The 25,616-nt window shown below is 58.1% G+C and carries 23 protein-coding genes; 7 read left to right on the plus strand and 16 right to left on the minus strand.

Going from position 1 to position 25,616, the window contains the following annotated elements; genetic code table 11:
• Nucleotides 1-105: 105 nt before the first annotated feature.
• The 5 genes from L6639_RS29505 to L6639_RS29525 all read left to right on the plus strand — a co-directional run bounded on the left by L6639_RS29505 (nucleotide 106) and on the right by L6639_RS29525 (nucleotide 3,960).
• The gene (locus L6639_RS29505; RefSeq protein ID WP_128930020.1) at nucleotides 106-1,104 is read left to right on the plus strand and encodes an amidohydrolase family protein; all 999 of its coding nucleotides are present in this window, start codon (nucleotides 106-108) and stop codon (nucleotides 1,102-1,104) included.
• A 20-nt stretch (nucleotides 1,105-1,124) separates the two neighbouring features.
• Nucleotides 1,125-1,514 (plus strand): RidA family protein, encoded by a 390-nt coding sequence (locus L6639_RS29510; protein ID WP_128930019.1) that lies wholly within the window; start codon nucleotides 1,125-1,127, stop codon nucleotides 1,512-1,514.
• Complete coding sequence (locus L6639_RS29515; protein WP_206733112.1) at nucleotides 1,511-2,170, plus strand: RraA family protein; 660 nt, start codon at nucleotides 1,511-1,513, stop codon at nucleotides 2,168-2,170. The genes L6639_RS29510 and L6639_RS29515 overlap by 4 nt, the downstream gene beginning before the upstream one ends.
• A gap of 16 nt (nucleotides 2,171-2,186) precedes the next feature.
• A complete protein-coding gene (locus tag L6639_RS29520) occupies nucleotides 2,187-2,852 on the plus strand; it encodes an RraA family protein (protein ID WP_128930018.1) in 666 nt (221 codons plus the stop codon).
• A gap of 313 nt (nucleotides 2,853-3,165) precedes the next feature.
• Nucleotides 3,166-3,960 carry a GGDEF domain-containing protein gene (locus L6639_RS29525; protein WP_128930017.1) on the plus strand — a complete coding sequence of 265 codons (795 nt, stop codon included), beginning with the start codon at nucleotides 3,166-3,168 and terminating at the stop codon, nucleotides 3,958-3,960.
• Nucleotides 3,961-4,366: 406 nt separating this feature from the next.
• Here the strand turns inward: L6639_RS29525 and L6639_RS29530 are convergent, their stop codons facing one another.
• From L6639_RS29530 to L6639_RS29550, 5 genes are all read right to left on the minus strand, one after another.
• A complete protein-coding gene (locus L6639_RS29530; protein WP_232995548.1) occupies nucleotides 4,367-5,839 on the minus strand; it encodes a benzaldehyde dehydrogenase in 1,473 nt (490 codons plus the stop codon).
• 49 nt (nucleotides 5,840-5,888) lie between these two features.
• Nucleotides 5,889-6,431 (minus strand): hypothetical protein, encoded by a 543-nt coding sequence (locus tag L6639_RS29535; RefSeq protein ID WP_128930016.1) that lies wholly within the window; start codon nucleotides 6,429-6,431, stop codon nucleotides 5,889-5,891.
• A gap of 110 nt (nucleotides 6,432-6,541) precedes the next feature.
• Nucleotides 6,542-6,910 (minus strand): hypothetical protein, encoded by a 369-nt coding sequence (locus tag L6639_RS29540; protein ID WP_128930015.1) that lies wholly within the window; start codon nucleotides 6,908-6,910, stop codon nucleotides 6,542-6,544.
• Between the two features lie 1,484 nt (nucleotides 6,911-8,394).
• Nucleotides 8,395-9,117, minus strand: a complete 723-nt coding sequence (locus L6639_RS29545; RefSeq protein WP_128930014.1) for an MFS transporter — start codon at nucleotides 9,115-9,117, stop codon at nucleotides 8,395-8,397.
• A 23-nt stretch (nucleotides 9,118-9,140) separates the two neighbouring features.
• The gene (locus tag L6639_RS29550) at nucleotides 9,141-9,518 is read right to left on the minus strand and encodes a hypothetical protein (protein ID WP_128930013.1); all 378 of its coding nucleotides are present in this window, start codon (nucleotides 9,516-9,518) and stop codon (nucleotides 9,141-9,143) included.
• Between the two features lie 58 nt (nucleotides 9,519-9,576).
• Here L6639_RS29550 and L6639_RS29555 point away from each other — a divergent pair, with 58 nt between their 5' ends.
• Entirely contained in the window at nucleotides 9,577-9,819 is a 243-nt protein-coding gene (locus L6639_RS29555; protein ID WP_128930012.1) for a hypothetical protein, read from the plus strand.
• Nucleotides 9,820-10,687: 868 nt separating this feature from the next.
• On the opposite strand, the gene L6639_RS29560 is transcribed toward L6639_RS29555, so the two are convergent.
• The 3 genes from L6639_RS29560 to L6639_RS29570 form a co-directional block, all read right to left on the minus strand.
• Nucleotides 10,688-13,786, minus strand: coding sequence for an efflux RND transporter permease subunit (locus L6639_RS29560; protein ID WP_128930011.1), 3,099 nt, complete (start codon nucleotides 13,784-13,786; stop codon nucleotides 10,688-10,690).
• Entirely contained in the window at nucleotides 13,783-14,718 is a 936-nt protein-coding gene (locus tag L6639_RS29565) for an efflux RND transporter periplasmic adaptor subunit (protein WP_128930010.1), read from the minus strand. Before L6639_RS29565 ends, L6639_RS29560 begins: the two co-directional genes overlap by 4 nt.
• Nucleotides 14,719-14,855: 137 nt before the next feature.
• Nucleotides 14,856-15,956 (minus strand): efflux RND transporter periplasmic adaptor subunit, encoded by a 1,101-nt coding sequence (locus L6639_RS29570; RefSeq protein WP_164935433.1) that lies wholly within the window; start codon nucleotides 15,954-15,956, stop codon nucleotides 14,856-14,858.
• A gap of 170 nt (nucleotides 15,957-16,126) precedes the next feature.
• Between L6639_RS29570 and L6639_RS29575 the strand changes: the two genes are divergently transcribed.
• Nucleotides 16,127-16,774 carry a TetR/AcrR family transcriptional regulator gene (locus L6639_RS29575; protein ID WP_164938227.1) on the plus strand — a complete coding sequence of 216 codons (648 nt, stop codon included), beginning with the start codon at nucleotides 16,127-16,129 and terminating at the stop codon, nucleotides 16,772-16,774.
• Nucleotides 16,775-17,162: 388 nt separating this feature from the next.
• Here the strand turns inward: L6639_RS29575 and L6639_RS29580 are convergent, their stop codons facing one another.
• From L6639_RS29580 to L6639_RS43120, 8 genes are all read right to left on the minus strand, one after another.
• Nucleotides 17,163-19,235 (minus strand): methyl-accepting chemotaxis protein, encoded by a 2,073-nt coding sequence (locus L6639_RS29580; protein WP_128930007.1) that lies wholly within the window; start codon nucleotides 19,233-19,235, stop codon nucleotides 17,163-17,165.
• A gap of 201 nt (nucleotides 19,236-19,436) precedes the next feature.
• Nucleotides 19,437-20,432 (minus strand): quinone oxidoreductase family protein, encoded by a 996-nt coding sequence (locus tag L6639_RS29585; protein WP_128930006.1) that lies wholly within the window; start codon nucleotides 20,430-20,432, stop codon nucleotides 19,437-19,439.
• A 124-nt stretch (nucleotides 20,433-20,556) separates the two neighbouring features.
• Entirely contained in the window at nucleotides 20,557-21,405 is an 849-nt protein-coding gene (locus tag L6639_RS29590) for a fumarylacetoacetate hydrolase family protein (protein ID WP_128955136.1), read from the minus strand.
• A gap of 40 nt (nucleotides 21,406-21,445) precedes the next feature.
• Nucleotides 21,446-22,717, minus strand: coding sequence for an MFS transporter (locus L6639_RS29595; protein ID WP_128930004.1), 1,272 nt, complete (start codon nucleotides 22,715-22,717; stop codon nucleotides 21,446-21,448).
• A 25-nt stretch (nucleotides 22,718-22,742) separates the two neighbouring features.
• A complete protein-coding gene (locus L6639_RS29600; protein ID WP_128930003.1) occupies nucleotides 22,743-23,180 on the minus strand; it encodes a nuclear transport factor 2 family protein in 438 nt (145 codons plus the stop codon).
• A 6-nt stretch (nucleotides 23,181-23,186) separates the two neighbouring features.
• A complete protein-coding gene (locus tag L6639_RS29605; RefSeq protein ID WP_128930002.1) occupies nucleotides 23,187-23,819 on the minus strand; it encodes a VOC family protein in 633 nt (210 codons plus the stop codon).
• Nucleotides 23,820-24,130: 311 nt separating this feature from the next.
• The gene (locus L6639_RS29610) at nucleotides 24,131-25,456 is read right to left on the minus strand and encodes a carotenoid oxygenase family protein (protein WP_206733113.1); all 1,326 of its coding nucleotides are present in this window, start codon (nucleotides 25,454-25,456) and stop codon (nucleotides 24,131-24,133) included.
• 13 nt (nucleotides 25,457-25,469) lie between these two features.
• Nucleotides 25,470-25,601, minus strand: a complete 132-nt coding sequence (locus L6639_RS43120) for a hypothetical protein (protein WP_276575769.1) — start codon at nucleotides 25,599-25,601, stop codon at nucleotides 25,470-25,472.
• Between the last annotated feature and the right edge of the window lie 15 nt (nucleotides 25,602-25,616).

The following is a 25,616-nucleotide window of genomic DNA, read 5'->3' on the forward strand; positions in this document are numbered from 1 at the left end:
CTCGACGCAATTCCCAGGGCTTGCGACGGTCGCTTTTTAATTATACCATGTGGAAGATTTAGTGGTCGCAAGACCCGCGCTATCCATCCAGGGAGAAATGTCCGCATGATCATCGACGCCCACGCGCATCTCGTCGCGCCGCCGAGCTTCTACGCCCATCGCGGAAATCTCCAGGTCGCGCGCGGCCAATACGGCATCTATCACGCCAAGATCCCGGATGCAGAGCTTGAGAAATCAGCAGCCCAGAACGTGCAGATCATGGACGGCGTCGGCACCGACATCCAGGTTCTCTCACCCCGGCCTTTCATGATGCTGCATGGCGAGAACCGCTGGGACGACATCGTCAGCTGGGCGCAGGACAACAACGACATGATCGCACGCACGATCAAGTTGCACCCCAAGCGCTTCCGCGGCGTGGGCGGCCTGCCTCAAGCGACGGGCGTGCCGGTTGAAAAGATGTTCGACGAGATCAAGCGGTGCATCAACGATCTCGGCTTTCTGGGCGTGTTGATCAATCCCGATCCTTCGGAGGGGGCCGGCAAGTCGCCGCCGATGGGCGATTCCTATTGGTATCCCCTATACGAATTCCTCTGCGAGCACGATATCCCTGGTCACATCCACAGCTGCGCCTGCTGCGGCCGCGAAACGTATGACGAGCACTTCATCACGGAAGAGAGCCTTGCCATCACCTCGATCTCCCGGTCCGACGTGTTCAAGCGCTTTCCCAGCTTGAAGCTGCTGATCAGCCATGGCGGCGGCTCCGTGCCGTATCAAGTCGGTCGCTGGCGCTCGAATCGCCAAATGTTCGCCGCCGCCTCGGGGGCGAAGGCCGAGACTTTCGACGAGACGCTCAAGCGCTTCTGGTTCGATACGGTACTGCACTACAAGAAATCGCTGGAGCTGCTGTTCGACGTGGTCGGCGCCGATCGGTGCGTCTTCGGCACCGAGCGGCCGGGCAGCGGCGGCGGCATCGATCCAAATTCGGGCAAGCCCTATGACGACATCAGGCCGGTAATCGAATCGATCACCGAGATCAGCGAAGCTGACAAGAAGGGCATTTTCGAAGGCAACGCGCGCCGTCTGTTCGCGCGGCTTGACGTCTGACCGGTTGGGGAGGAGCAGCAATGACTGCACGCCGCAGCATCGAAATCGAAGGCTTCAGCCATGGCGCTCAGCCGATACCCGCAGCGTCTCGCGTCGGCAATATCGTCATGACCGGCGGTGTCTATGGGTTGGATCTCGCGGCAGGAAAGATTCCTGACGAGGTCGAGAAACAGGTTGAACTGATGTTCGACAATCTCAAGCGCATCATGGCGGCAGCCGGAGGTGCGATGGATCGCATCGTCAAGATGACGGTTTACGTCAAGGTTCCGGAAGCCCGACCGGCCGTCAACAAGCATTGGCTGGAAGCGTTCCCCGATGCAGCTTCGCGACCTGCACGGCATACATTCCAGAACGATCATCTGCCGGCCAACATGCTGGTCCAATGCGATGCCATGGCGGTTCTCGAGTGACCACCTCAACGACATCTGACATTGTCGCCAGACTGATGGAACTCGACACCTGCGCGGTGTCCGACGCGCTCGACAAGCTCAACTTGCCGGGCGCTGTCATCGGAGTCTCGGCCCTCACCGGCCCGACGCGAGTCGCCGGACGAGCCGTTACGACGAAGCTCGGCGCACCTCTGCCGAACCTCCCGAAACGCCACCTCGGCGCGGGAGCGGTGATGGCGGCAGAACGTGGCGACATCATCGTCGTCGAGCATCGCGGACGGACCGATGTGTCTGGCTGGGGCGGCCTGCTCAGCCTCGGCGCCGTCAAGAAGGGCGTTTCCGCTATTCTGATTGACGGCGCCTGCCGAGACCTTGATGAAAGTCGCGCGCTCGGGCTTCCGGTCTTTGCGCGCGCAGCCGTACCCGTGACCGCTCGCGGCCGGATCGCGGAGCATTCGTTCCAGGAGCCGATCACGTTCGGCAACGTCGCCGTCAAGCCGGGAGACTATGTCCTAGCCGATGGCAGCGGCGTGGTGTTCGTCGACCAACTCCGCGCCGAGGAGATCATCGCTACGGAGCCGAGGACATTTTTGGGCGCGAGCGGGCGATGGCGGCAGCCATCGATCGCGGCGAAGCGATCGGCAACGTCATGGCCGGGAACTACGAAGATATGCTGAAAGGGTAGCGCAGCAAATGACACAGGACGCGGCTGAAAACCTCAAGACATTCGGGGTGACGACCCTGTCAGATGCACTGGATCGACTGGGCATCGAGGGGCAGTGTCTCGGGATCATGCCGTTTGCGCGCTCGATGCGTCTTGCCGGCCCGGCCTTTACGATCCGAATGCTACCGACCGGCCAGAGCGGCGGTTCGGTCGGCGACTATATCGATGATGTGCAGCCCGGCCAGATCGTCGTCATCGACAATGACGGTCGCATGGACGCCACGGTCTGGGGCGACATTCTGACCCTGGTCGCCGACCGCCGCGGCATCGGCGGCACCGTCATTGACGGCGTCTGCCGCGATATCGACCGCAGCATCGAACTCGACTATCCGATCTATGCCCGGGCCAACACGATGCGGACTGGCAAGGATCGCGTCACTGCCGACGCCTACAATGTGACCGTGCAAATTGCCGGTATCCGCATCGCGCCTGGCGATTGGCTGGTCGGGGATGGCGACGGCGTGATCTGCATCCCGGCGAGCCGCGTCCAAGAGGTGATCGAAGTCGCCGGACAGATCGCAGCCGCAGAGGAGAAGATCCGCGAAGCCGTGCTGCGCGGCGATCGCCTCGACGAGACACGGAAGAAGTTGCGCTACCATGCGCTGCAAACGCGCGAGAGCGGCGCCAAGGCTTGAATTTAGAGACGCGTCTGCTCGGCAGACGATGGCTCGGCTTTGCGATTCACGCAGTTTCTGGCTTCAAGGAAGCTGCAGGCGGTCTAGAGGCCTGCCAATAGTGGAAATTAGCCCATGCATGTTGCGCATACCGGTCGTGGCAGCGGGCCTGCGCCGGGCGCGTGCCGGCAGGCGACTCGACAGGAGAGCGTCAATGCCTATTTCTGGCTCCGAATTTAACCTCCTGTTAGTAACGCTGTTAAGTCCCCAAGCATTTTAAGATGACGACCAGTCGATCCCTCCTAGGCTTTCAAAAAGTCACGGAGCGCGATTGATGAATGATCCCTTAATGACGTTGGGAGATGTGTACCGTCGGACGGTTCGCGACGTTGCGATCGGGCTTGTCTTAACTGTTCCGCTGGTTTGGCTAGCATACGCCTATCTGTTCGGACCGGAGGGCAACGTGAGCAGCCTTTATGCGACAGGTTGCGTCGCTCTGCTTGGTACGCTCGCCTCCATTGGAATTGGAGGCGCCATGAGCCTGCGCAGCAACCTGCTGCAGCAAAAGTTGATCGCGACCCAGGCCGAGCTCCTAAGACTTTCGAGAGTTGACCAACTCACCGGTCTCTTGAATCGAAGAGGATTTAACGAGGTTGCAGCCAAGGCTCTCGCAGAGGCATACGATCGTCACCTTCCCGCTATAGGCTTGATGATGGATATCGATCGGTTCAAGGGCATAAATGATCAATACGGTCATGATTTCGGTGATGCGGTGCTGGTTGAAATCGGGGACGTGCTCAAGTCGTTCGCGAAGGAGCATAGCCTCGTGATTGGCAGGCATGGAGGCGAAGAATTCGCGGCGCTGCTGTTGGGCGTATCTCCGAGCGATGCAGTTTTACTCGCTGAGCAGTTGCGGCAGGCTTGCGGGCAGAGAGAAGTTGCCCGAAATGGTGCCTTGACCAAGGTCACGGTTAGCATTGGGCTGGCGGTTTCCAAGGGAAGCGAGGGATTGTCGAAAGTACTTGGCCTTGCAGACGAAGCTTTGTATCGCGCCAAGCGTGCAGGGCGAGATCAGGTTTCGGTGCGCTATAGCGATACCATTGGCGTTTCCGCTTTGGGCTTCACCTAATCGTAGCAACCGCACTCTTTCTCCACGCGCGCGCAGCAGCCTCACTTGGCGCGAACTCCGAGACTCTAACTGCTGCTGGATGAAAATTCAGTGGCAGGTCAAGCCGCCGCGAGCGAGCGCTTCCTGCTATTGCTCAAAGCTAAGATCGGGATGGCCAAGGCTTTGGCCAATCTACCCAAAAAAGATTTGCGTGTGTCGAAGACAGACGTTGATCGAGCTTTACGAGTCCGGATCAACTCGATAGCCTTCGAACAGATCTTGCCTTGATCCGAAAAGAGAGGCCGTACTCTTGGTAGTAGAGTACGGCCAAGTGGGAGGGAGCTTGGTGAACACTCCGCCGGGAACTTAGAGAAACAATCAGCGCCACGGGCGCATTGGTCATTCAGTCAGTGATCGAGTGTCGAGTTTAGAGTGAATAGGGCTGCAGCTCAGCTTTGATCGTCACCCATTGCCATTGAGTGAACTCTTCCCAGTTAGCGATACCGCCGATCGATGTGCCATTGCCCGATGTGCCGGAGCCGCCGAAGGGATTGACCACATCGTCGTTGATCGTCTGATCATTGATGTGTAGCAAACCCGTTCGTAATTGCTCGCCAATTGCCATTGCCCTGCCGATGTTGCGCGAGATGATCACAGCAGAGAGCCCATATTCGGTATCATTCGCCATTTGCCCGGCCTGTACATCCGTCTCAAATGGGACAAGCACCGCGACCGGAGCGAAGAGCTCGTCACGATAGGCCGGATTGGTGGGTGAGATCTCCGCCAGCACGGAGGGCTGAAGAAACAGGCCCTCCGCCTTGCCTCCCGTTAGCAGCCGAGCTCCCTCGGTGACGGAGCGGTCAATCAGGGTTAGTGCATGATTTAGCTGATGCTGATTGATCATCGGACCGAGGGCAACGGAAGGGTCGAGAGGGTTGCCAACTTTCAAAGTCTTCGCATATCTGACGAGCGCATCGCTGAAAGCGTCGAAGATGTTTCTCTGCACGAGAATGCGTCCAGCGCTCATGCAAACTTGTCCTTGATGAAAGAACGCCGAAAAGGCGGCGGCACGAACGGCGGTATCCAGATCTGCGTCGTCTAGGATGATAAGTGAGTTCTTGCCGCCAAGTTCGAGGGACACCTTCTTGAGATGCTGTCCAGCCACCTGTCCGACCATTCGCCCCGCCCTGCTCGACCCGGTAAATTGGATCATCGCCACATTGGGGTCCTTGCACAGAGCCTCACCAGCATCCTCTCGACCGGGCAGCACCTGAAGAACGCCTTTCGGCACACCCGCCAATTCGAAGAGGCGCGCAATAACGAAGCCACCACAAATAGCAGTCCGCAGATCCGGCTTGACTACCACCGCGTTTCCGACGGCCAGGGCCGGCGCAATGGCGCGCTCGGCAAGGTAGAGCGGGAAATTGAAGGGTGATATCACGCCGATCACCCCGAGTGGGCGTCGCCGCACGAAGCTGATGCGCCCTCCCGGGCTTGGAAGCACGTTCCCTTGAGCTTGCGAGGGCATCGCAGCCGCAAGCCGGATTGCTTTGAGCGTACCTGCGAGCTCGATCTCAGCCTTCAAGCGGACCGCGCCGCTCTCTCGCATGATCCAGGTGACGATGTCATCCCTATAACGCTCGCCGACTTCGCACGCCTTTAGAAGTATGTTTTCGCGTGCATCTGGCGCCGTCGCGGCCCACGAGACCTGCGCCTGCCGTGCATTCGCAGAAGCGCTCCCAATGTCGACCGCGCTTGCAAGACCAACCTTACCAATCACCGCACCGGTCGCAGGTTCGACTGCCTCAAAGGCGGATTTGCTAGATGACCATTCGCCCGTGAAGAATTGCCCAGTCAGCACCGAGCCTGCCACGATGTTGTCGCTAACCATTTCTTTCATTCTCCAAAATGTCCCGGGTCAATTGGCGTCGAGCACGCTCGACTGCTTCTCAAGAGCCCTCACCTGAACGGCGGGGGCGGATTGTCCAGGTGCACTTCAGCGCAGCATGATAGGGACAGCCAGCCCATGCCTGATCCTCGGCATGACGTCCGATAAAGTAGGATGGAAACTGTTCATCAAGGACATTGATCCGATTACGCAGCTTCTTCCTGTTTTCCGCCGGCATACTGCTCCTTTGTTCCATGTAGCTGATCCGCGGATCAGGAAGGAGCGTCTTTGCAATCCAGGCCACGCAGCCCAACGATCGCGGTATGAGTACTTGAGCCAAGGGATGCGCCGGCGGAATGCCATGCGCCTTCAGCGTCGAAGGCAGCGCCATTGATCGCAACATCTGGTGACCCAACCACCGCAAGCCTGGCGGAAAATAGCGATAGCTGAACTGATCGAAGAGCGCGTTGACGATCAGATTCCCTCTCTCGGTCACTGATCGCTCCCTGCTTTCGAAATCCCGGCAAAATGCAACGAGACCGTCCCAGTCCTTAGGATACCCGTGTAAAGGTACGCCACCTTCGGCGACGAATAGCTTTGCCATCTCACCCCAAAACTTGTGAGCTGCTATTTTTGCTTCTCGTTGAAGCCCTTCAATCCCATCGCCTTGAATGCCAGATCCATGGCGATCGCCGTGAAGGCAAGCGTGTAGATCTAATCTTCGTGATCAGAAAAATCGCCCGGGTACTGTTTGGCATAATGGGCGTGGAGCTTGTTGATGTTTTCGACGGATTTGATGGTGCGATCGTCCTGAGGACCGTAATACCACCAGGTTGTGTTGTTGATTCCGGTCTGTTCGGCGCGATGAGTGGCTCTATAAAGAAGCTTTCCGCCATCCTCGCGCCAAACGGCCCGAGCGCCCCACTCAGTCACTACGAAGTTGGGAAATGTGAAACAATACGAAAAATTCTGTATGAAATCCGTCAGGCCGTAACAGCTGGATAGCCGCCAAATTTCAGCATAATCGACGTGCGGATCGAGTTGCTCGATCCTCCTGTTGATCCACTTGTAGCCCTTCTTCATGATCGTTACTCCGCCATTCCATGACTTCGCGGCTTGGCGCGGAGCTCGGCTTGTACAAAGAGCCGCATCGCATACGCAGGGAGTCGACCGGCGTTTCCCCAATGCGCGCAACCAGTAGCGCAGACACGAACTTCAAACTGATTTTGCAAAGGCGATTGAGCACCTAGGCGGCGCTCTTGCAAAATGCGGTGCCGCGACAACTCGTGCCGGGGCCCTGCGCAAGCTGCGGGAGGAGCTTGCCGGCGGCTGTGCATCGACTTGAGTGAGAAAAATCGAAAGCGCGCGGAAACAGGCGACCAATCGGGACGTCGCTCGAAATGAGCTACTCGGTCAAGCGAACCAAATGTTGGCTGATCCTTAAGACCAGCACACACAATCCGGACGCTCCGACTTGAGCCTGACGGAGCCTTCGACTGCTCGAACAGGCGGACTAAGCCCATCGGACGGATCCTCCTATATGTCAGTTTTGACTTATAGTAAGAATACATCAGGTTATCGCATATGGCAATCCTTACATATTACCTGCCGGTGGACCAACCTTATGTTTTTCTGTTTCTGCTCAGCAAAGCGGAATTCCCGAATGCGGGGCGGCGAGGTGTGTACCGCGCTCGCCGATTGCCTGATTGAAAGGTATGAACGCGAAGAATTCGCCGTGGCAACCGCCGAGCAGTAGCGGCAAACAAGAAGGTAGGAAGAAGTTACCACGATTGCCCTATCGAACCTTAGTCGGCATCGACGTGATCACGGATGGCGCGATGGCCGCCTAGGCGATGAGACTTCCCTGGCGATGCGGTCACTTTATTCGGCGAAAGGATCGTAGACTTCGCACTTCATGCGAGCTTAGACGGAGGTGCCTCCGTCGATGTTCTTGCGCAGCTCCGAGGAAAGAACGTCCGGACTTGTGTTGAACGTTAATATCTGACTTAACGATGCGACCAGCGAGTGTCGTCGCGAAAACCGAACAACGAAATGGTCAAACATCAGATTAATGCTCACACCTTTGGTCAACTCGAAGAACCGAGACTGACATCCGAGATGTTGTTGTCGATAGCAAAGCTCGCAACCCTGCTCCAATTCGAACCATGCCGTCTCCGGAGCCGGCGGATCATTATCAGCTGAATGCCGCCCTCTCGGCAAAAGCGATCATGGCGACTGCGCCTTATGTGCATGTCGCGGAAAGGGTCGTGATTGTGCCTGACGCAATCACCCTATTCGGCGTAACAGCGGCGAGAGAGCGTCCCCGCGAGAACGTATTGGCGGAGAGGCCTCTTTGAGCCCGGCCCCTATACCTCTTTCGACATCTCTCGCTCGCACCGGTGCCAGGCACCTGGGGAATTTGCCAAAGGGGTTGCGTCGAATTGGATAAAAGCGAATGAGAACTTGGCTGCTCGCAGAAACTAGATCGGCATCTCAACGTCTTTCAGCATTTCGAATCCGCGCGTAGCGTTGGCTCTCGTCAGGCTCCGGCAAGCCAAGAGATCTGCCTACTGGTTTAGCTGCGGCAACGGCTGGATAGCGGATGTGGCTCTCTGTGATGCAGCAATGAAGCAGCAGAGAGCAATGAGATCGACGGCCGCTGCCGCCGACCCGAGACCAAGATAGCCAGTCGTCTGGACCAATGTCCCGCCCAGGAGCGGTCCAATCATGTTGCCGACCAACATGGCTGGGGTCGCAGCAACCGCGCGCCCGGTGAGATCAAGGCGCGCGAGATGCCCGAAGACAAAAGTATGCGTGAACAACATTATGAACGGGAAAACGACCGCTCCGACCGCATACGGCAAGAAACCGCTAGAGCAAGAGATTAGGACAGCTACCGCTCCCTGCAGCAGGGTTCCAGTCATCGCGACCCGCATCGGCGGAAGCCGCTTTTGGAGAAACGCGGCGAGCAGGGTCGGTGTCATAGCCACCAGACCTAACGTGACCAGAACGCTTTGGATCTGGACAGGCGACAGTCCGCGATCGGTGCCCATCGGTTGTAGGAAACTGAATATCATTGCCTGGACGAGCGACATCAGGACGATTCCAGTGATAATGAACCACACAGGGCGTGTGAATCCAGCGGCATCCCTGACGAGGTCTTCGCTGATGGAAGCAGAGGGAAAGAAGAAAGTCGCTATTGCGGCTGCCACGGCCGTAACTGCGGCAAAGACCTCAAAGATGGCTGGTGGACCGAATTTCGTGATGAGAGTCGCCGATGCGCCGAGCAATATTACCGCGAAGACTCCAAGCGTTAACCCCCCCATTGCAAAGACACGATGTGGGTTATCCGTGCGACTCCTGTCGCCAATCCAGCGACGAAGTGGCCAACTGCCAGAATGCTAAATTCGGTGAAGCCGGCCATCACATAGAAGGTCCCGGCACTGATGCCGAAGCCCAGCGTCGGCATCCAGCGCCCCGGAGCGCGATGGAAGAATGGCGATAGTGTAACGCTTGCAAAGACCATGGCTCCTAGAAAGAGGGTCGGAAGCGCCCCCGCTCGCGCCGGTGAAAACGCATATTCCGAGATCAGAACACCGACCCAAATCGGAAGTGCGGGCTGGTCTATCATCCCAGCCATGTGCCCTGTCACTAATGAAATCTTTGACCCCAACGAGTTAATCTGCGCCATTTTTTCCTCCCGTATGATAGTCGGCCCTCGTGAATTGCAGCTCCGCACCGATGCAGGCATGATGAAGGCATCCGACAGCTATGGAGAGCCGCGACGCTCGCTCCCCACTGCCATCGAAACTCTTGAGCTGCCGGCGCGCGCCTCACAGAGTGCTTTGCTATCCATCGAGAGCATCATGGATGAGAGCTCTAGACGGGACGATTGCCCGTTGCTTCAACTAGCCATCGCGGCCAATTACCAATGGCATCTGCACAAAGCGCAGCTGCTTGCGAAAATGGCTTCACCGTTGATCAGCAATTGAGGATACCCAGCACCGGTCAGAGCGTTTGGTGCAGAGTTCGGACGTCATTCCGAACAGGTCAGGTGCGTCCACCCCCGAGCGGCAATTCACGGCCTTCCTCCATATGTCATTTATTACTTACTGGCTAGCAGGCATGAACATATATGTCAAATCTGACGTATGGATGCGCGTGGCCGGCAACTATGCAGAACCGCAAAGAGCGCCAGATTTGAAGCTTGGGGCTTTTGTTGTGCCCACGAGAATACGCCGATTGGGACGGCTGATGTCGTCGCATTCGACAACGTCTGGCAGGAGAGCAGACCTGATAAGAAGGTCTACGACATTGCTAGCAGTGGTCTTGTTCTCGACCATACCCATGTTGCGCCGTGCGCTTTCATAAGCACGGTCGGAAACGCACGTCCGAGCCACGTCGACTGTAGCTGGGCCGAGTTCGACGCGTCACCGGCATTCTGAGACGAGACCAATGTGCCACGCTCCTGATCAATTCAGTGGCGCTGCGCTTTCGATAGCCGTGGACGCTACGGGAGAGACATTCAGGACGATGATGTGGCGAGCTTTTTTAACGTCGTTCTGGTGCTCGGTCTCGCGATCGATTGTTTGATTCTCCTAAGGACCATCACTCGGTAGCTCGACAGCTACGGCGGTGACATCATTTCACGACGCTCGTGGATTGTGAAAGCGCGGTGAACGTCGTGCGACGCTGCCGGCAATCGCCGATCGTCGTGCACCGGATCGCCAAGCCCGAAGAGCTCTACGGTCGGATCCGGTGCAGGGAAAGGCATCACGAACTCCCGGTACAAACCGGCGCGGAGCGTGGCGGTTACCAAGCAGGACGCCAAAGGCCTTGTGGCATCGCGCTCGGGCTTCCCTATGGTGAGCTGGCCCTGGCGAGCCTGCTGGGCTCCTCCTGGCGCGAAGAAGAGTCCTTTAGTGGGGCTTCTACACGGAACCAGGCGATGTAAAGCGCCGGCAAGAAAAAGAGAGTCAGGAAGGTCGCAGCCATGATGCCACCGATCATCGATAGCGCCATAGGACCCCAGAAGACCTGCGGCGCGATCGGAAGCATGCCGAGGCTTGCTGCGGCGGCCGTCAGCAGGATTGGCCGCATGCGATGCTGTGTTGCCAGCACGACTGCCGACCATTGATCGTGACCCTCGTCAAGCATTTCGTCGATCTGCGCCATCAAGATAATCGAATTGCGAATGATGATCCCGATAAGGGCTAACGTACCGAGAATCGCGACAAAACCCATCGGTTTTCCGGATACGAGGAGAGCGAACACAACGCCGATCAAGCCGAGGGGAGCCACGCTTACGACAAGGAACAGCTTCGCAAAGCTTTGCAGCTGGACCATAATGAAGAACGCCATCGCAAGCAGCATCACAGGCACGACCGCAACGATTGGACCCTGACCCTTTGAGCTCTCCTCGACGGCGCCTCCGGTTGCGATCTTCATCGACGCCGGCAGGTTCGCGGCGAAGGTCTCGATAGCCGGCGCAAGCTGTTGGACGACAGTTGCCGGTTGCGTGCCATCGTGGATGGTGCCTCGAATCGTGATTGTTGGGACACGGTCGCGTCGCCAAATAATGGGCTGCTCCAGGTCATAGCGAAGTGTTGCGAACGAGAGCAACGGGACCACCTGTCCATTGCCAGTCGGGATCTGCAACGACTGCAGCGTTTCGATTCGGCTGCGTTCGTCGTTTGCGGCGCGCCCAACGATGTTGACCTGATAAATGCTATCGCGCATCTGTGTAATGGACGTCCCGCCGACAAGGCCGTTCAGTATCGAGGCAACATCGACGGAGTCGAGCCCGAGCTGCCTCGCCTTGTCTTGCGCTATTTCGACTTGAACGACCTTGCCTGGCTCGTTCCAATCAAATGTCGGAGGGTCAAGATGCGGGTTGTCGCTCATGATTTTGGCGATCTCCAGTGCCTTGGCGCGCAATTGCTGGATGTCCGGCCCGCTGAGGCGGTATTGCAGCGGACGTCCAACCGGAGGTCCAAGGTCGAGCGGGTGGATGAAGACGTCGATCCCGATGAATTGATCGGCCGCGGTCTTTCGCAATCTGCTTTCGATCCGATTGCGAGCTTCAAGTGACTTGGCTACGACGACCACCTGGCCGAAATAGTTAAAGGCCATCTGCTGGTCGAGTGGCAGATAGAAGCGGATCGCACCTTGCCCAACATAAGAGCTCCAGCTTTCGACGTCAGGATCGGAGGCCAGCCCTTTTTCGAACTGGTCGATCTGCTTCTTGGTCTCAAGGATCGTGCTGCCCTGCGGAAGCGTCAAGTCGACGAGCAGCTCGGACCGGTCTGACGACGGGAAGAACTGCTGCTGCACAAATCCCATACCGACGATTGCCACCGCGAGCAGACCGAGGCTTCCGCCGATTGTGACCCAGCGGAAGCGCATCGCGGCCTCCAGTAGAACGACAAAGTAGCGGGATAGCCGGCCGACACCGATATGGTCGTGATGTTTCATGGTTTTTGGAAGGACCATGACGCCGATCAGTGGAGCGAACAGAACGGCTACCACCCAGCTGGTTAGTAGCGATGCTGCGATTACGAGGAACAGAGTGTAGGTGTATTCGCCAGCCGATGAGCCGTTGAACCCAATCGGGATAAAGCCTGCGACAGTTACCAGGGTTCCGGTTAGCATCGGAAATGCGGTCGAGGTGTAAGCAAAGGTCACTGCGTTATAGAGATTGTCCCCGCGCTCAAGGCGGTGCACCATCATCTCGACTGTTATCATTGCATCATCGACGAGCAGTCCAAGCGCGATGATCAGCGCACCTAGGGAAATGCGCTGCAGCGTTACTCCAAAATACTGCATGATGACGAACACGACCGCCAGCACGAGCGGAATTGAGAACGAGACCACCAGCCCTGCCCTCACTCCAAGACTGATCAGGCTTACCACCAACACGATGGCTATGGCCTCAACGAGCGCTTCGGTGAAGCCGCCGACTGCCTGCTCAACTATCTTCGGCTGATCGGAAACCAGGTGGAGTTCGACGCCTACCGGAAGCGTGGCCAAGATGTCGCGCATCTTTGCTCTCAGCGCCTCACCAAATTGAAGCACATTGCTAGAGGCCATCATCGCGATGCCGAGCCCGATCGCAGGCTTTCCATCGACACGAAATAGCGGATCGGGTGGATCGCGATATCCACGGGTGATGGTCGCGACGTCGCTAAGCGGAAGGAAGCGGTTGTCGATGCGCAGGTTGGTGCTTCGAAGGGCCTCTTCCGAAGCGAATTGACCGCTTACGCGCAGCGAAACTTGTTCTGGGCCCGCTTGTACGACGCCTGACGGCTGCACTGTGTTTTGATTTTGCAGTGTCTTGATGAGCGACTGCATATTAAGACCGAGTGCCGCCAGCTTGCGCGTGGAGATGTCGAGATAGATGACCTCATCTTGTGCTCCGATCACCGTGATCTTGCCGATGCTTGGCACGGTGAGAAGTTCCGAGCGCACCCGCTCGACATAGTCGCGCAATTGCCGTGGGCTGAGTCCGTCGGACGTAAACGCGTAGATGTTGCCGAAGACATCGCCAAATTCGTCGTTGAAGGAGGCTGCGCCTACGCCTGAAGGCAGGGTGTACTGGATGTCCTGAACATGTTTGCGGACCTCATAGAATAGCCACGGCACGTCCTTTGGCTTGGTGGTGTCCTTCAGATTGACCAAAATCGTGGTCTGACCGGGCGTCGTGTAGCTCTTGACGTAGTCGACCGCGCCGATCTGTTTCACCTCCTTTTCAATCCGGTCGGTCACTTGATTGAGCATGTCGTCAACCGTCGCGCCGGGCCATTGTTGCTGGATCACCATAGTCTTGATGGTGAACGGAGGATCTTCCTCGCGACCGAGGCTGCGGTAGGCGAGCAGGCCCGCTATCGCGGACGCTATCATCAGGAACCAAACGAACGAGCGATGCTTTAGGGCCCATTCAGATAGATTGAAGGAGGTCACGACTGATTCTCTTGCAAAAGTTTGACGAGTTGTCCTTCGGAGAGGGAATGCACGCCGGCAGTGATGACGCGATCGCCAATCGACAAGCCGGATGTAACTGCCACGCGGTCTCCCCTGTGGGCGCCGAGCATCACAGGACGTGCTAGAGCCCTCTTGTTTGCTCCCACGATCCAGACGGCGTCCTGACCTTCGATTTTCAAAAGAGCACTAACCGGAATCTCCATTTGGCCCTCCTGTGCAGCCGCGAGGCGGATCGTGGTTCCCAGCCGAAACGCTTCAGGTGGATCTTCGATGGTGAACCGAATGCGCCGAGTTCTGGTCGAGGAGTCCGACTGCGGCGCGATCTCACGGACGACCGCCTTGGCTGCGATGCTATCCTGGACGAGGAGCGATGCCCGAGAGGATGAACCTTCGATGAATTGGCCAATTCGGTCGTCCGGTATGTCGAACACACCGTCGCGAAAAGTTGGGCGAGCGATGGTGACAACCGTCTGGCCTACCGAGACGACCTGGCCGATTTCCGTGGACCAGGAGACGACGACACCGTCATAGCTGCTGTTTAGGGTCGTGTAGCCGAGTTGTTCGGTCGCCTTCTGCAGACTCGCCTCAGCTTGCGTGGCGCGTGATTGGGCGCTCTGCTGGGCTGCTGTTGCCGCATCGAGGTCCGCCTGTGTCCCGCTGCCCGTGCTGAACAGTTTGTGCTTTCGTTCCAGAGTGGCCTCGGCATTGGCAAGGACCGCTCGAGCGTTGGCCAGATCGGCCTGGCTTGAGACGATCGCGAGCTGCGCGACGGTCGAATCAAGGGACCCGAGTCTTTGCCCCTTGGCAACGAGATCTCCCACATTGACGTCGCGCGAGCTCATTCGCCCCATTGTTTGAAAGCCAAGCTCGGCCTGGTACCGAGGCTGCACCGTTCCGGTGAAGGTGTCGATCCTCTACGAGGCCGGTTGCACAACCATGGTGAGCACGGGACGAATGACGGGCGATTCGAGGCTCTTCTCCTCGCACCCGGAAAGCGCCGCGGCGCAGGCGAAAAGTAGCAGCCGCAAGACCGTGGGTGCGGGCGACGTCATGGCTCGGCTCCGTAGGCGACCGCGACAACCTTCCCTGGATACAGCAGTTGTACGCTGGAAGTTACGACACGCTCGCCTTCTTCCAATCCGGCGGCCAACGCGACCGCTCCAGTGAGATATTCCTGCACGACGACCCCGCGAAGCCGGGCCTTGTTCTCGCTATCCAATATCCAGACTGCGGGCTTACCGTTGGCTGCAAACAGCGCGCTCGATGGAATGACAAAGGCAGGCGATAACTCCCAACGGGCTCTACCGACGACGGCCGAACCGAGTGTCAAATCGGCCGGCGCTCGTTCGACCGCGACCTTGAGCGTAACGGTGCCGGTGGCCTGATCCAAAATCGGCGAGATCTCGCGCACAGAGCCGGCAACAGTTACATTCGGCATCGATTGCGAGGTGATGTCGACAGTCCTGTCGTTTGGCGGATTGGTGACAAGAATCTCGGGAACTTGGAATACCGCATCCCGCGGGCCATCCTCGGCAAGGGCGAAAGCCGTCTGTCCGGCCTGCACAACCTGGCCGACTTCGATACTACGTGAGACAATGATGCCGTCCCGTCCTGCCTTCAATTCCGTGTAGGTTAGCCGCTCGCGTGCCGTATTCAGGGCAGCTTGTGCGCTGTTGACCTGCGCCTCATCTGTTCGAAGCGTGGCTAACGCCTGATCGAATCGCTCACGTGTGGTAGAGCCACTGCTAAGCAGAGACTGTTGTCGCTCGAAATTTCGTTGGGCTTCCAGCAACTGCGCATTCGCAGCATTCAGCGCTGCTTCAGCACTGGTAACATCGGTCTGCTGCTCGGTCCGTTCAAGATGCGCGAGAGTTTGACCTGCTTTGACATACTGCCCAACCTCGACGTCGCGACGGACAACTCGTCCACTGGTCTGAAATGCAATGTTCGAAAGGATGCGAGCCTGGATCGTCCCAGTGAGGGGAAGGTCTGGCGTGATGTGTTGCCGGCGGGCGGTGGCGACGGTCACGCGCAACAGCGCCGAAGACTTGTCACCCGCTCGCGCCATCGAGTTCGGGAACGCTGTAAGCACGGTCGCGACGAGCGCGAGCGACGTGCGGAATTGCGCCCTGTTGGCCAGCCGCGGCATTAGGTCCCCTTCTTCGCTGGGCATTTGCAACATGCTGATTTAACTCAAAGTTTCAAGTTGTCTGAGCGCCCCGCCAAAGAACTCCAAGGCGTAATATTCAACAGGCGTTGAATATTTAGTTGCATCGTTCTAAACGTCAAGAGGTCGGAATGGTCGATGGAGGAGGAGGGATGTCTCGAAAAGCCGTGAGAACGCGCGGTCGACCACGGAAGGGCTCAGAACTAGAGGCCGACAACCTTCTCGATGCAGCGCTCGACGCATTTGCCGAGCACGGTTTCGAAAAGGCAAACCTCCGCTCAATCGCTGCTGCCGCGAAAGTTGATGTCGCCCTGATCTCTTACCACTACGGATCAAAACTCGAACTATGGAAGGCCGTAATCGAGTCGTTTTCGGGGGAGGCGATGGCTCTGCTCGCATCCGTGCGATCGGATGGGGCAGAAGTGTCTTCGAGGGAGCGCCTAGAGCTTACGATTGAACAATTGATCAATGTGGGCCAGCGTAAGCCGCAATTTGCGCGATTTGTCATCAACGAGGTTGCCGGGATCGACCAGAGCGAGCGATTTGAGTTCTTTCACAATGCCCTAACTAAGCCACTCCGAGAAACCTTGGTACCCTTGATCGCAGCAGTCAATCGGAGTGGCAACAGCCGGAAAGTCGATCCGAACTTGCGATTCTTTGCCGCCCTCGGCGCGATGTCGATGTCCATGGCTAACCGGCAATTCATCGCGCGATTTGCGCCGGTTGCTAAAGACGACAAGCAATTCCGCAAGGAGCTGATCGCCGTCATTAGCGCAGTGATGTGTCCCGAAAACGCCTAGCAGGCTGCTGAATTAGTAGCCGATCGACGGGCGAAAAAGAGAATGTCGTCGCCGCCTGAGTTTACCAAAAGGAAGTAGGAGGCTGCCCAGCCACGTCGTGATCGCAACGTTTCCACGACACGGCTCACAGCTGCACCGCCAGCAAAGTTTGTGAGGCGGCGGTCGTGACTAGTGTGGGTGCTGACCTGTCACTCAATTGTTATCCAGCGGACGATCAGAGTCTGCGGGGTTTCCGCAACGAACTCGAGGCAAACATATTGAGTGCTATCCCGACATGACTATCGACGGTGTGTCCAGGTGACCTTGTGGTGAGTGCCCGTTCAAGACGAGCAATGAGACGTTCAGCCCGGAGAGTTCCGGCGAGGACAGGTGATCCGTGTTAGGCCCGTTAGGCTGCGCGGATCGCTTCCAGGAATGTGGCGACCTCGGTCTCTAGCCGGTTGCTTTCGCCGGACAGTGACTTCGCGGCGGCGAGCACGTTGAATGACGCCGTTTCGGTCTCGCTGGCGCCCCTCTGTACATCAACGATGCTGGCCGAAACCTGTCGGGTACCATGCGCCGCCTGCTGCACGTTGCGGGAGATTTCGCGCGTTGCCGCGCCCTGCTCCTCAACCGCCGCCGCGATCGTGGAGGCGATTTCTGACATGCGGCCGATGGTGTCTCCGATCGACTTGATCGCGCCGACCGAGTCCTGGGTTGCGCTCTGAATGCCTGTTATCTGCTGACCGATTTCGTCGGTTGCTTTGGCCGTCTGCTCGGCCAGAGCCTTGACCTCCGACGCCACCACCGCGAACCCGCGGCCGGCCTCCCCGGCGCGTGCCGCTTCTATAGTGGCGTTGAGGGCCAATAGGTTGGTTTGGCTTGCGATCTGGCTAATGAGTTCGACTACGTCGCCGATCCGACGGGCCGCCTTGGCGAGTTCGGCGACATGCTCGTTGGTCCGTCCCGCCTGCAGCACCGCTTCGCCAGCAATGCGGGCTGAATCTTGCACTTGGCGACCAATCTCGTCGACGGACGACGACATCTCCTCGGCGGCCGCCGCCACGGTCTGCACGTTGGTCGAAGCTTGTTCGGAGGAGCCAGCCACGGCAGCCGTGATCTGTTTGGATTGCTCGGCCGTGCTAGTCAGCATACCGGCCGACGCTTCCAACGCCGCGGAGGCGGACGAAACGGTCCTGATCACATCGCCGATCATGGCCTCGAATTCGCGCGCAATCTGGTCCAAGCGTTGGCCGCGTTTGAGTTTGCCCTCGGCTTCGCTGGCGGCCGCGGCGTCGGCAGCCTTTTGGGCGACTAGCTTGTCTTTGAAATGCTGTAGCGAGCCGGCAACTTGGCCGACTTCATCATTCCGGCCGGTCGATGGGATCTCGACGTCATGGTTTCCGGCCGCAAGAGTGCCGATCACCTCCGCAAGCTGGCCTAGCGGCGTCACCACGCGTCGGCGCAGCATTATGGTCACGCCAGCGAGCGTACCGAGCAGGGCCAGCACTGCAACTCCTGCAAGCACCAGCATCCCCAGCGCGCCGTCACGGACCGCCGAGGCGCGCTCGGCAGCTTCGGCCAAGGCGGCATCGCGGACGCCGAAGAACATCTGGATAGCGGGCACAATGACCTTGGCCATGTCGGAGGGACTGAGACTGTATTTGCCGTCGCCTCTGGCCGCCGGCATTTCCTTCTCGACGACCGGAATCGCCTTTCCGAAATAGGCTTCGACGGCCGCTTTCATGGCCGTGGCAAGGCGGGGCGGATTGCCGAGCTGGTCGATCGTGCCCTCGATGCGTTCTCGGTCGGCATCTAAGCGGCCCTGCATACGATCCATCAGCGCAAATTCAGCGGGAGTGAGCGGACGCGAGGCGCTCAAGGCCGGCGACAGTGGCGAGGCGTGGCTGCCGGCGGTCACCCGCAAATCCTGCGCGGTTCGCGCCAGGCTCAGCAGCGTTGCAAGTGAAGAATCGGCGCTGACCACCTGCCCCTCCAGCCGATTCAGGATCGGCTCGATCGCGCCGATCATCTCGGCAACAGTGGGAAGGAGTTCTTTGACCACCGCACTATCGCGCGATCCGAGGGATACGCGCACGGCCCGATCGGCCGCCGCATGAACATCCTTGAAACGGCGCCCGGTACGGTCCAGGCTTTGGATCATCGGTTCGCCACCATCAAGGGCCAGCAAACTGTTGCGGGCCAGGTCGAAGGCCGCATCGGCGGCGCTCGACGCCTTGCCCATCGCTTCGATCTGGGTCGGCGTGGCGGGCGTTTCCTGAAAGATCGTGATGTAGGGTGTACGAAGGCCCGCCAGGTGTTGACTGACCATCAGCACCGCGCCGAAAGCCTCGACCATTTTGATGGATTCGGAGCGACTAACGAAGATGCGCGTCTGCGGAAGCAGAACCTCGGCGCCGAGAATAACCGCAAACGTGGTCACCGTCAGCATCGACAGCGCAAAGAGCTTTCCGATTCGCATGCGTACCCCACATTTCGCATAAGTTTCCGAGAACCTATCGCGCTCTCGCTAATTCATCATTAAGTCCGGGACGCATCTTGGTGGCGGTATGCCTATGTATAGAATTGTCGTGTCGTCGATTGCGCCGCATCTCCTTGCCATCGACAGGAAATGGAAGGCGGCGAATCACGGCGTCTCGGGTGTGCGGTGATGCATCCCTCGCTACGGCTTTAACACCAGCTTGCCCATAACTTCCCGGCCATCAAGCATTCGATGCGCTTGCACAGCCTCCCTAAGCGGCAATCGCACCGTCACGGACGGATTGATGGCTCTTGCTTCCACGAGTTTGAAGACCTCTGACGCAATCCGTACGCGCTCTTGAGGAAATGGATCGTAGACGTGAACGCTATAAGCACGCACTGAGATGCTGCGGTCCATGTTCTTGCGCAAGTCCGCGAATAGGTCGGACGATGGAAGTCCCGACAGCGCATTGAACGTGACGATCTGTCCCAAGGGAGCAACGAGCTTGATGTTGTCGCGGAAATCCGGACCGACCAATTGGTCGAACATCAAGTCGACGCCCGTACCTTTGGTGATATCCAAGATCCGGGCACCAACCGCTTCAGAGCTGCTGTCGATCGCATAGCTTGCACCCCGCTCCAAGGCGAACGCTGCCTTGTTCGGGGCCCGGCAGACAGCTATCAGCTGTATCCCAGCAGCGCGGCAAAGATCGATCATGGCGCAGCCGACGCCGCCAGTAGCTCCGTTGATGGAGGCGACCTTTACCCGGCGCAGATCTGCAGCGTCATTCAACATGCCCCATGCGACCTGATAGTCGGGAATTGCGACCGCGCCCTCAATGTCTATGCCTTCAGGCAGCTTCGTGATCTCGTGGACATCGCAGGCGACATATTCGGCGTAACATCGGCGAGAAAACTTCCATGCGAGAACGGGCTGGCCCGGGGAGAAGCCTTCAACACCATCTCCCACCCGCTCAACATAGCCGGTTACACTGATCCCCGGCACCTCCGGATACTCCACGGGCCACGGGTAGCGTCCAGTCCTGACCAGCGCATCGTATTTCCCGACCCCGATGGTGTCGGTCCGAATGAGGACTTGCCCAGCCGCCGGTGTGGGAATTGGCAGATCGATGTATTTGAGGACCTCGGGTCCTCCCGGCTTTTCGACTTGAACAGCTTTCATCATGGCTGCGGGCATGAACACCTCCGTGCGCTGAATTGGTAAGGTCGTATTGGCGCGCTTAACCGCGGGCCGTTGTTGAAAGCAGATTGTTGGGTCCGCCTATCGGGAAGGTTTTAAGCGGCCGCTTTCGGGCGAGCTTTCACGTCGGTTCGTCGATCACCGCGTTTTCCAAAATTCCGACGCCTGAGATCTCCACCTCGACCCGGTCGCCAGCGCGCAGCCAACGCGGCGGAACGCGACGCGACCCAACTCCTGCTGGAGTACCGGTCGCGATGATATCGCCTGGCAGGAGCCTGAGAACACTGGACAGATAGCTTATAAGCCGCGGTAACCCATAGATCAGCTGGCTCGTCGATGCCTGTTGAACCACCTCGCCGTTTAAGCGCGTGGAAAGCGCGAGGCGGTCCGGATGCGGGACGTCAGTCGCCGCCACGATCCAGGGTCCTATGGATCCGCTCGAATCGAAATTCTTGCCCGTCATGCCAGTGGCAGAGTGTTTTTGGTAATCTCGGACACTGCCCTCGTTTAGACAGGTGTACCCGCCGACGTAGTCGAGCGCCCTTCCCTCCTCCACTCTGTGGCACGTCCGGCCGATGATGAGAGCAAGCTCCCCCTCGTAATCGAGGCGCTCAGACACTTTAGGCCGAAGCAGCAGCTGGCGATTCCCAACGAAGCTCTCGTGCGTTCGCTGGAAAAAAGTCGGGTAAGCAGGCGCCTCGTTTCCGGTCTCGTCTACGTGAGCTTTATAGTTGAAGCCAACGCAGAACACCCTGGCCCTAGCAGACAGGGGAGGAAGAAACTCAACGTCACCAATCTTCAGGTCAGGCTCGCGTGTCATAAGCTTTTCTGCGCGAGCCCAGCCTTCCGCAGCCACTACTTCATCGATATCAGATAGGCCTTTATCAAACGGCGACAGGGAGATGATGCCGTCGCCCTTCACAAGGCCGATGCTGACCGAGCCATTCCGAGCAAATCGAGCTACTTTCATTGAGATACCTTCTTTTTTTGAGGCGCTGATGAAGGCTGACTCAGCCGCTCTTTTCGCCGTTTTGGCTTAACGAGGCGGATGGGATCAAAGCAAAGATGACTGACGCCGCCAGCATCAGGGCGCTACTGGCGATGAGCGCGATGTCGTAGTTTCCCCGCAAGGCTTGAACCGCGGAAAACATCAGCGGGCCAATGGCTACGCCAATGGCGAACACGACGATAAACAGCCCGATCTTTTGCCCCAGCTGGGCAACGCCGAATTGCCGTGCGACAGTGTATGGGATGAGATCCGACTCTGCTCCCGCTCCAAGCGCAAGAAGAGCTGCGGCCAAATAAACCATAGAAGTCTGCCGTGTCGAGACCAACAGCAGTCCGGCAGCCACAGGACCGAGGCAACCAACGACCGCTACCAACCGTGGAGACCATCGATCAAGCATGGACCCGAGCAAGAAGCGGGCTACCAGCATCGTCATGCCGTATGTCGCCATCACAGCCGCCGCATCGACGGGCCGAAAGCCGCGATCGATCAACAACGGTGTCATGTGGACAATCATACCTTGAATGGCGAGCGTCATCAGTAGGAATGCCAACGCAAGCATCCAAAAAATTGGAGCAGACAAAAGCTCACCGAAGACAAGCTTGGAGGATTGCGCGGAAGCGGCGGACTTCTGAAAGCGCTCCTTGCCGGGAATGAGCCAGATGACGGCTACTGCGCCAAGGATTGCGACCCCAGCGCCGATCGCTGCGTAGCTGTTGCGCCAGCCGTATTCTGCAATGGAAAAGGTGGCGATCGCGGGCATTAACATGATGCCGGCGGCCGAGGCTGCATTAATGATGCCGAGCGCAAACCCACGAAAGGTCGAAAAAGTCCGAGTGACTATGTAGGTGAAAGCCGTGATCCCTTGCCCCGCGCCAAGGAGTCCGAGCAGGCCCATAAAGATTGCAAAACTTAAGGGATCACGTGGAAGTTGACCGAGTGCAATCAGGCCGAGCGCAAACAAAGCGAAAGAAAAGCCTGCAAAGACGCGCGGCCCATATCGGTCGACCAGCCACCCGACGATTGGCTGCGAGAAGCCGGAGCAGAGAGCAGCTGGCGCAAGAGCGGCAGCCACGCTGGCCCTCGACCAGCCCGTATCGTTGACAATTGGCAGCAGGAATGTTCCGAAAGTATAGATTACGATCGGCCCGAAATTGGTCAACATGCCAATTCCGGAACCGAGCACGACCTTTGTTGCCTCTATTCCACGTAGCTGAACCTGCGGCGACAGGTCGCCAACGGCCGGCAGCGCAGGCGTATTAACGCTCGTCATCATCTTCCTCCCCTTTTCAGCTCATGTTTTATTTTTTCTTGAGTTCGGTCACCGTTTTCTTTCTTGCGATCAACCAGCGCCCGTCGCTCCGATGCAGCTCGTCTTCGTAACGGCCAAATCCTGCTACGCCATCAAATGGCAGAGGAAACTGTTGAGGAGTGGTCTCACTGCGCTGGCTGAGCAGAGTTACGTACGCGTGAATAAGAATGCGATCTTCGTTCAGCCATTCCGATCTGATGTTGGAGATCAGGTGTCGGACGACCAGGTTGCGATCGCGGCGATTGATAAGATCAACAAGCATGCCCTTGCCGCGTACAAGGCCATCGCCGCGGTGCCAGACACCATCTTCTGTGAAGAGCCCTGCAGCGGCCTCGGCATTGCCATAGTCAAAATGCTCCATGAAGCTCAAGACCGTCGCTTGAGCCTCGAGGATATCCGCCGCTCGTTCTAGCCTATCCCGCTGCATGGGCCCTCAGATCTTAAGCAGCTGGTCTAATGGCTCGCCGGCGCGGAAGCGCGCCAAGAAATCCTTCGGGTCGACATCAATGCCAGAGGGATTGTTCTTGAAAGCGTCAGAGTCGATGAAGGCCTTGAGTTTCTCGGCGTCGTCAAAATTGTTGCAGCAAAGCTCAACGACGTTCTGGTCTGGATCTGAGAAATAATAGCTTGTCACTGGACCGTGGTTGGAAGCGCGGTGGGCTTGCAGACCAGCGCCGAGCAACAATTCCACGCGATCCAGCAGCGCCGCCAGATTTGCGTGACGAAATTGAAAGTGATTCAAGCCGGGATCGCGGCTGGGCGAGTCGGATAGCTCTGGCAGCTCGAATAGCGCCAGGACCTGCCCATGAACCGGCGAGCGGTCCAAGAACATGAAACAGGATCGCACGTCGCTAGCTCGGGTCTGTTTGGGCGAGCCGGCGAAACGGCGCCGGTTTTCCGGGGCACCGCCAGGATTTGTGATGCTCCAGCTCAATCCCAGCACAGATGAGTACCAGTCGCGCATCAGCTCGTACTGTGCAGTTTGCAGAACGATCTCCGAAACGCGCGGCGAAGGCAGCGCGGAGGTTGCCTTGTGCAGGTCGGCGGGTAGCGATTGGACGCTCATGGGGACAGATTCCTCATATGACACTTTTGACTTATAGTTCTAGGTTATCAGGGCTCGACGATATGTCAACTATTACATATGGCGCCATGCAGCATTTGTCTGGAGTTGAGCGCGGGCGCTTGTTCGTGAATGATCAAACGCCCGTCATGCTGAAGCGGCAACATGCAAGGCCGTCCAAGATCGCCGTCCCTGGCGCGACGGTCGCCTCACGAGCGAAATCAGCCACAGGCAGGTCACCACAAGAGATGTTACATCCTCTTGTGGTTGCCTGTGGCTGAGGTCAGCTGGTTGCTGTCCGTAGTGGAGCCGTGTCAGTTTGGTGCAGTGAGCTCGCTTGAAGGCACCGAGTTGCCGTGCAAGCCGTTGCGTAGCCGCAGCGGTAAGTGAGCGACTGCGACCGGGCCATCTGCAAAATGTTGAGTGTCCAAGATGACGAGGCCGCTCCGCCTTTCGTCGAGCCTGTTGACGAGCGCAATGACGTAGCCGTCTCCCTCCGGCGCATTAGGGGATCGGGGAGCAAACACCGGTTCTTGGACAGACGAGGTGGGACCGGGTAGCCAGCGCTCGCTCTTTCCGGTCGCTATATCCAGGTGAGCGAGGCCGTTGAGGAAAGCGTTGACCGAGGGCGGGCCACAGCGATCCGCGTCATACGGAGCGAAGGGGTCGATAAGGGCGAGAAAGGCATGACGATAGGGCCGCGTGGCGTAACGCTCGTCCACATGGGGGAACTCGCCCATCGTTTGGGTAAAGATCTCGGCCTGAGGAACGGGGCTGTTGCTAGATAGATCAAATGTCCATCTCGTCATGGCTTGACGCAGGGACCGGGGATCAGGCACGTGCCCACTATATTCTGGGAAGAACCAGAACACGTTGTCATTGACGACGGGCAGGTCGAGATAGACTTTGTGTCCTTCGTCCCATGCATTGATGGTGTGGCCCTGGAAGCCGTTCGTCGGCACTGTAAACCAACGAATATCTTTTCCGCTGCCGCGGCGGGGCAGAACCCCATAGATTTGGTCCACATTCGGCTGCCAGGCAAAGGCCGGTTCGCCCTGCTTCAGGCGTTCGATGTCCGACGTCAGCGAGCTCACGGGAAAGACGACATAGTTTTCCGTCACGGCGAAGTCGTGTATCATCGCTGCCCGCGGCGCATTAAACCAAGCTTCATGCACCACGTGTCCGCCGCGATCGATGACGTAATAGGCGATATCGGTGGTCGTCACACCCTTGGCGGCATAACCAAAGCCAATCAGCTCGCCATTGGTCGGATCGATCTTGGGGTGAGCCGTAAATGTCTGACTGGTCATCTTTCCGTCAAAACGGTAGTTACCGATCGTTTCAAGCGTATCTGGCCGCATCGCGACCGGCGGTCCGTCCTCCTTCAGCGCGAGCAACAGCCCATGGTGAACGACGACGTTGGTATTGGCCGTGCTTCGGATAGTACCGGCAACCGATGGATCGTCAGTGAACGGATTGCGGTAGGCGCCGTAGAGGGCGCGGCGCGCCGCCCGCTCCGCAACGAACTTGTCGGTCAGGACATATTTCGACGTAAAGTCGACATGACCATCCTTGAAACGGAAGGCGCCAACCATGCCATCGCCGTTAAAAAAGATGTCACGGCCAAGCTCGGCGGCCATTGTGGTTCGGGAGCTACACGAAAAAGGTGCCGTCGAGATCGGTTGGAATGCGTCCTTCAACGTCAAGATCGAACACGTGTGCCTCTACACGGCCAGGAGCGTCGAAGCCATGATAAATCGGATCGTCAGGGAAACGCTTCGTCATTTGTCACCTCGGTTT

The sequence above is a fragment of the Bradyrhizobium zhengyangense genome (genome assembly GCF_022012555.1).
Taxonomy (GTDB): domain Bacteria; phylum Pseudomonadota; class Alphaproteobacteria; order Rhizobiales; family Xanthobacteraceae; genus Bradyrhizobium; species Bradyrhizobium zhengyangense.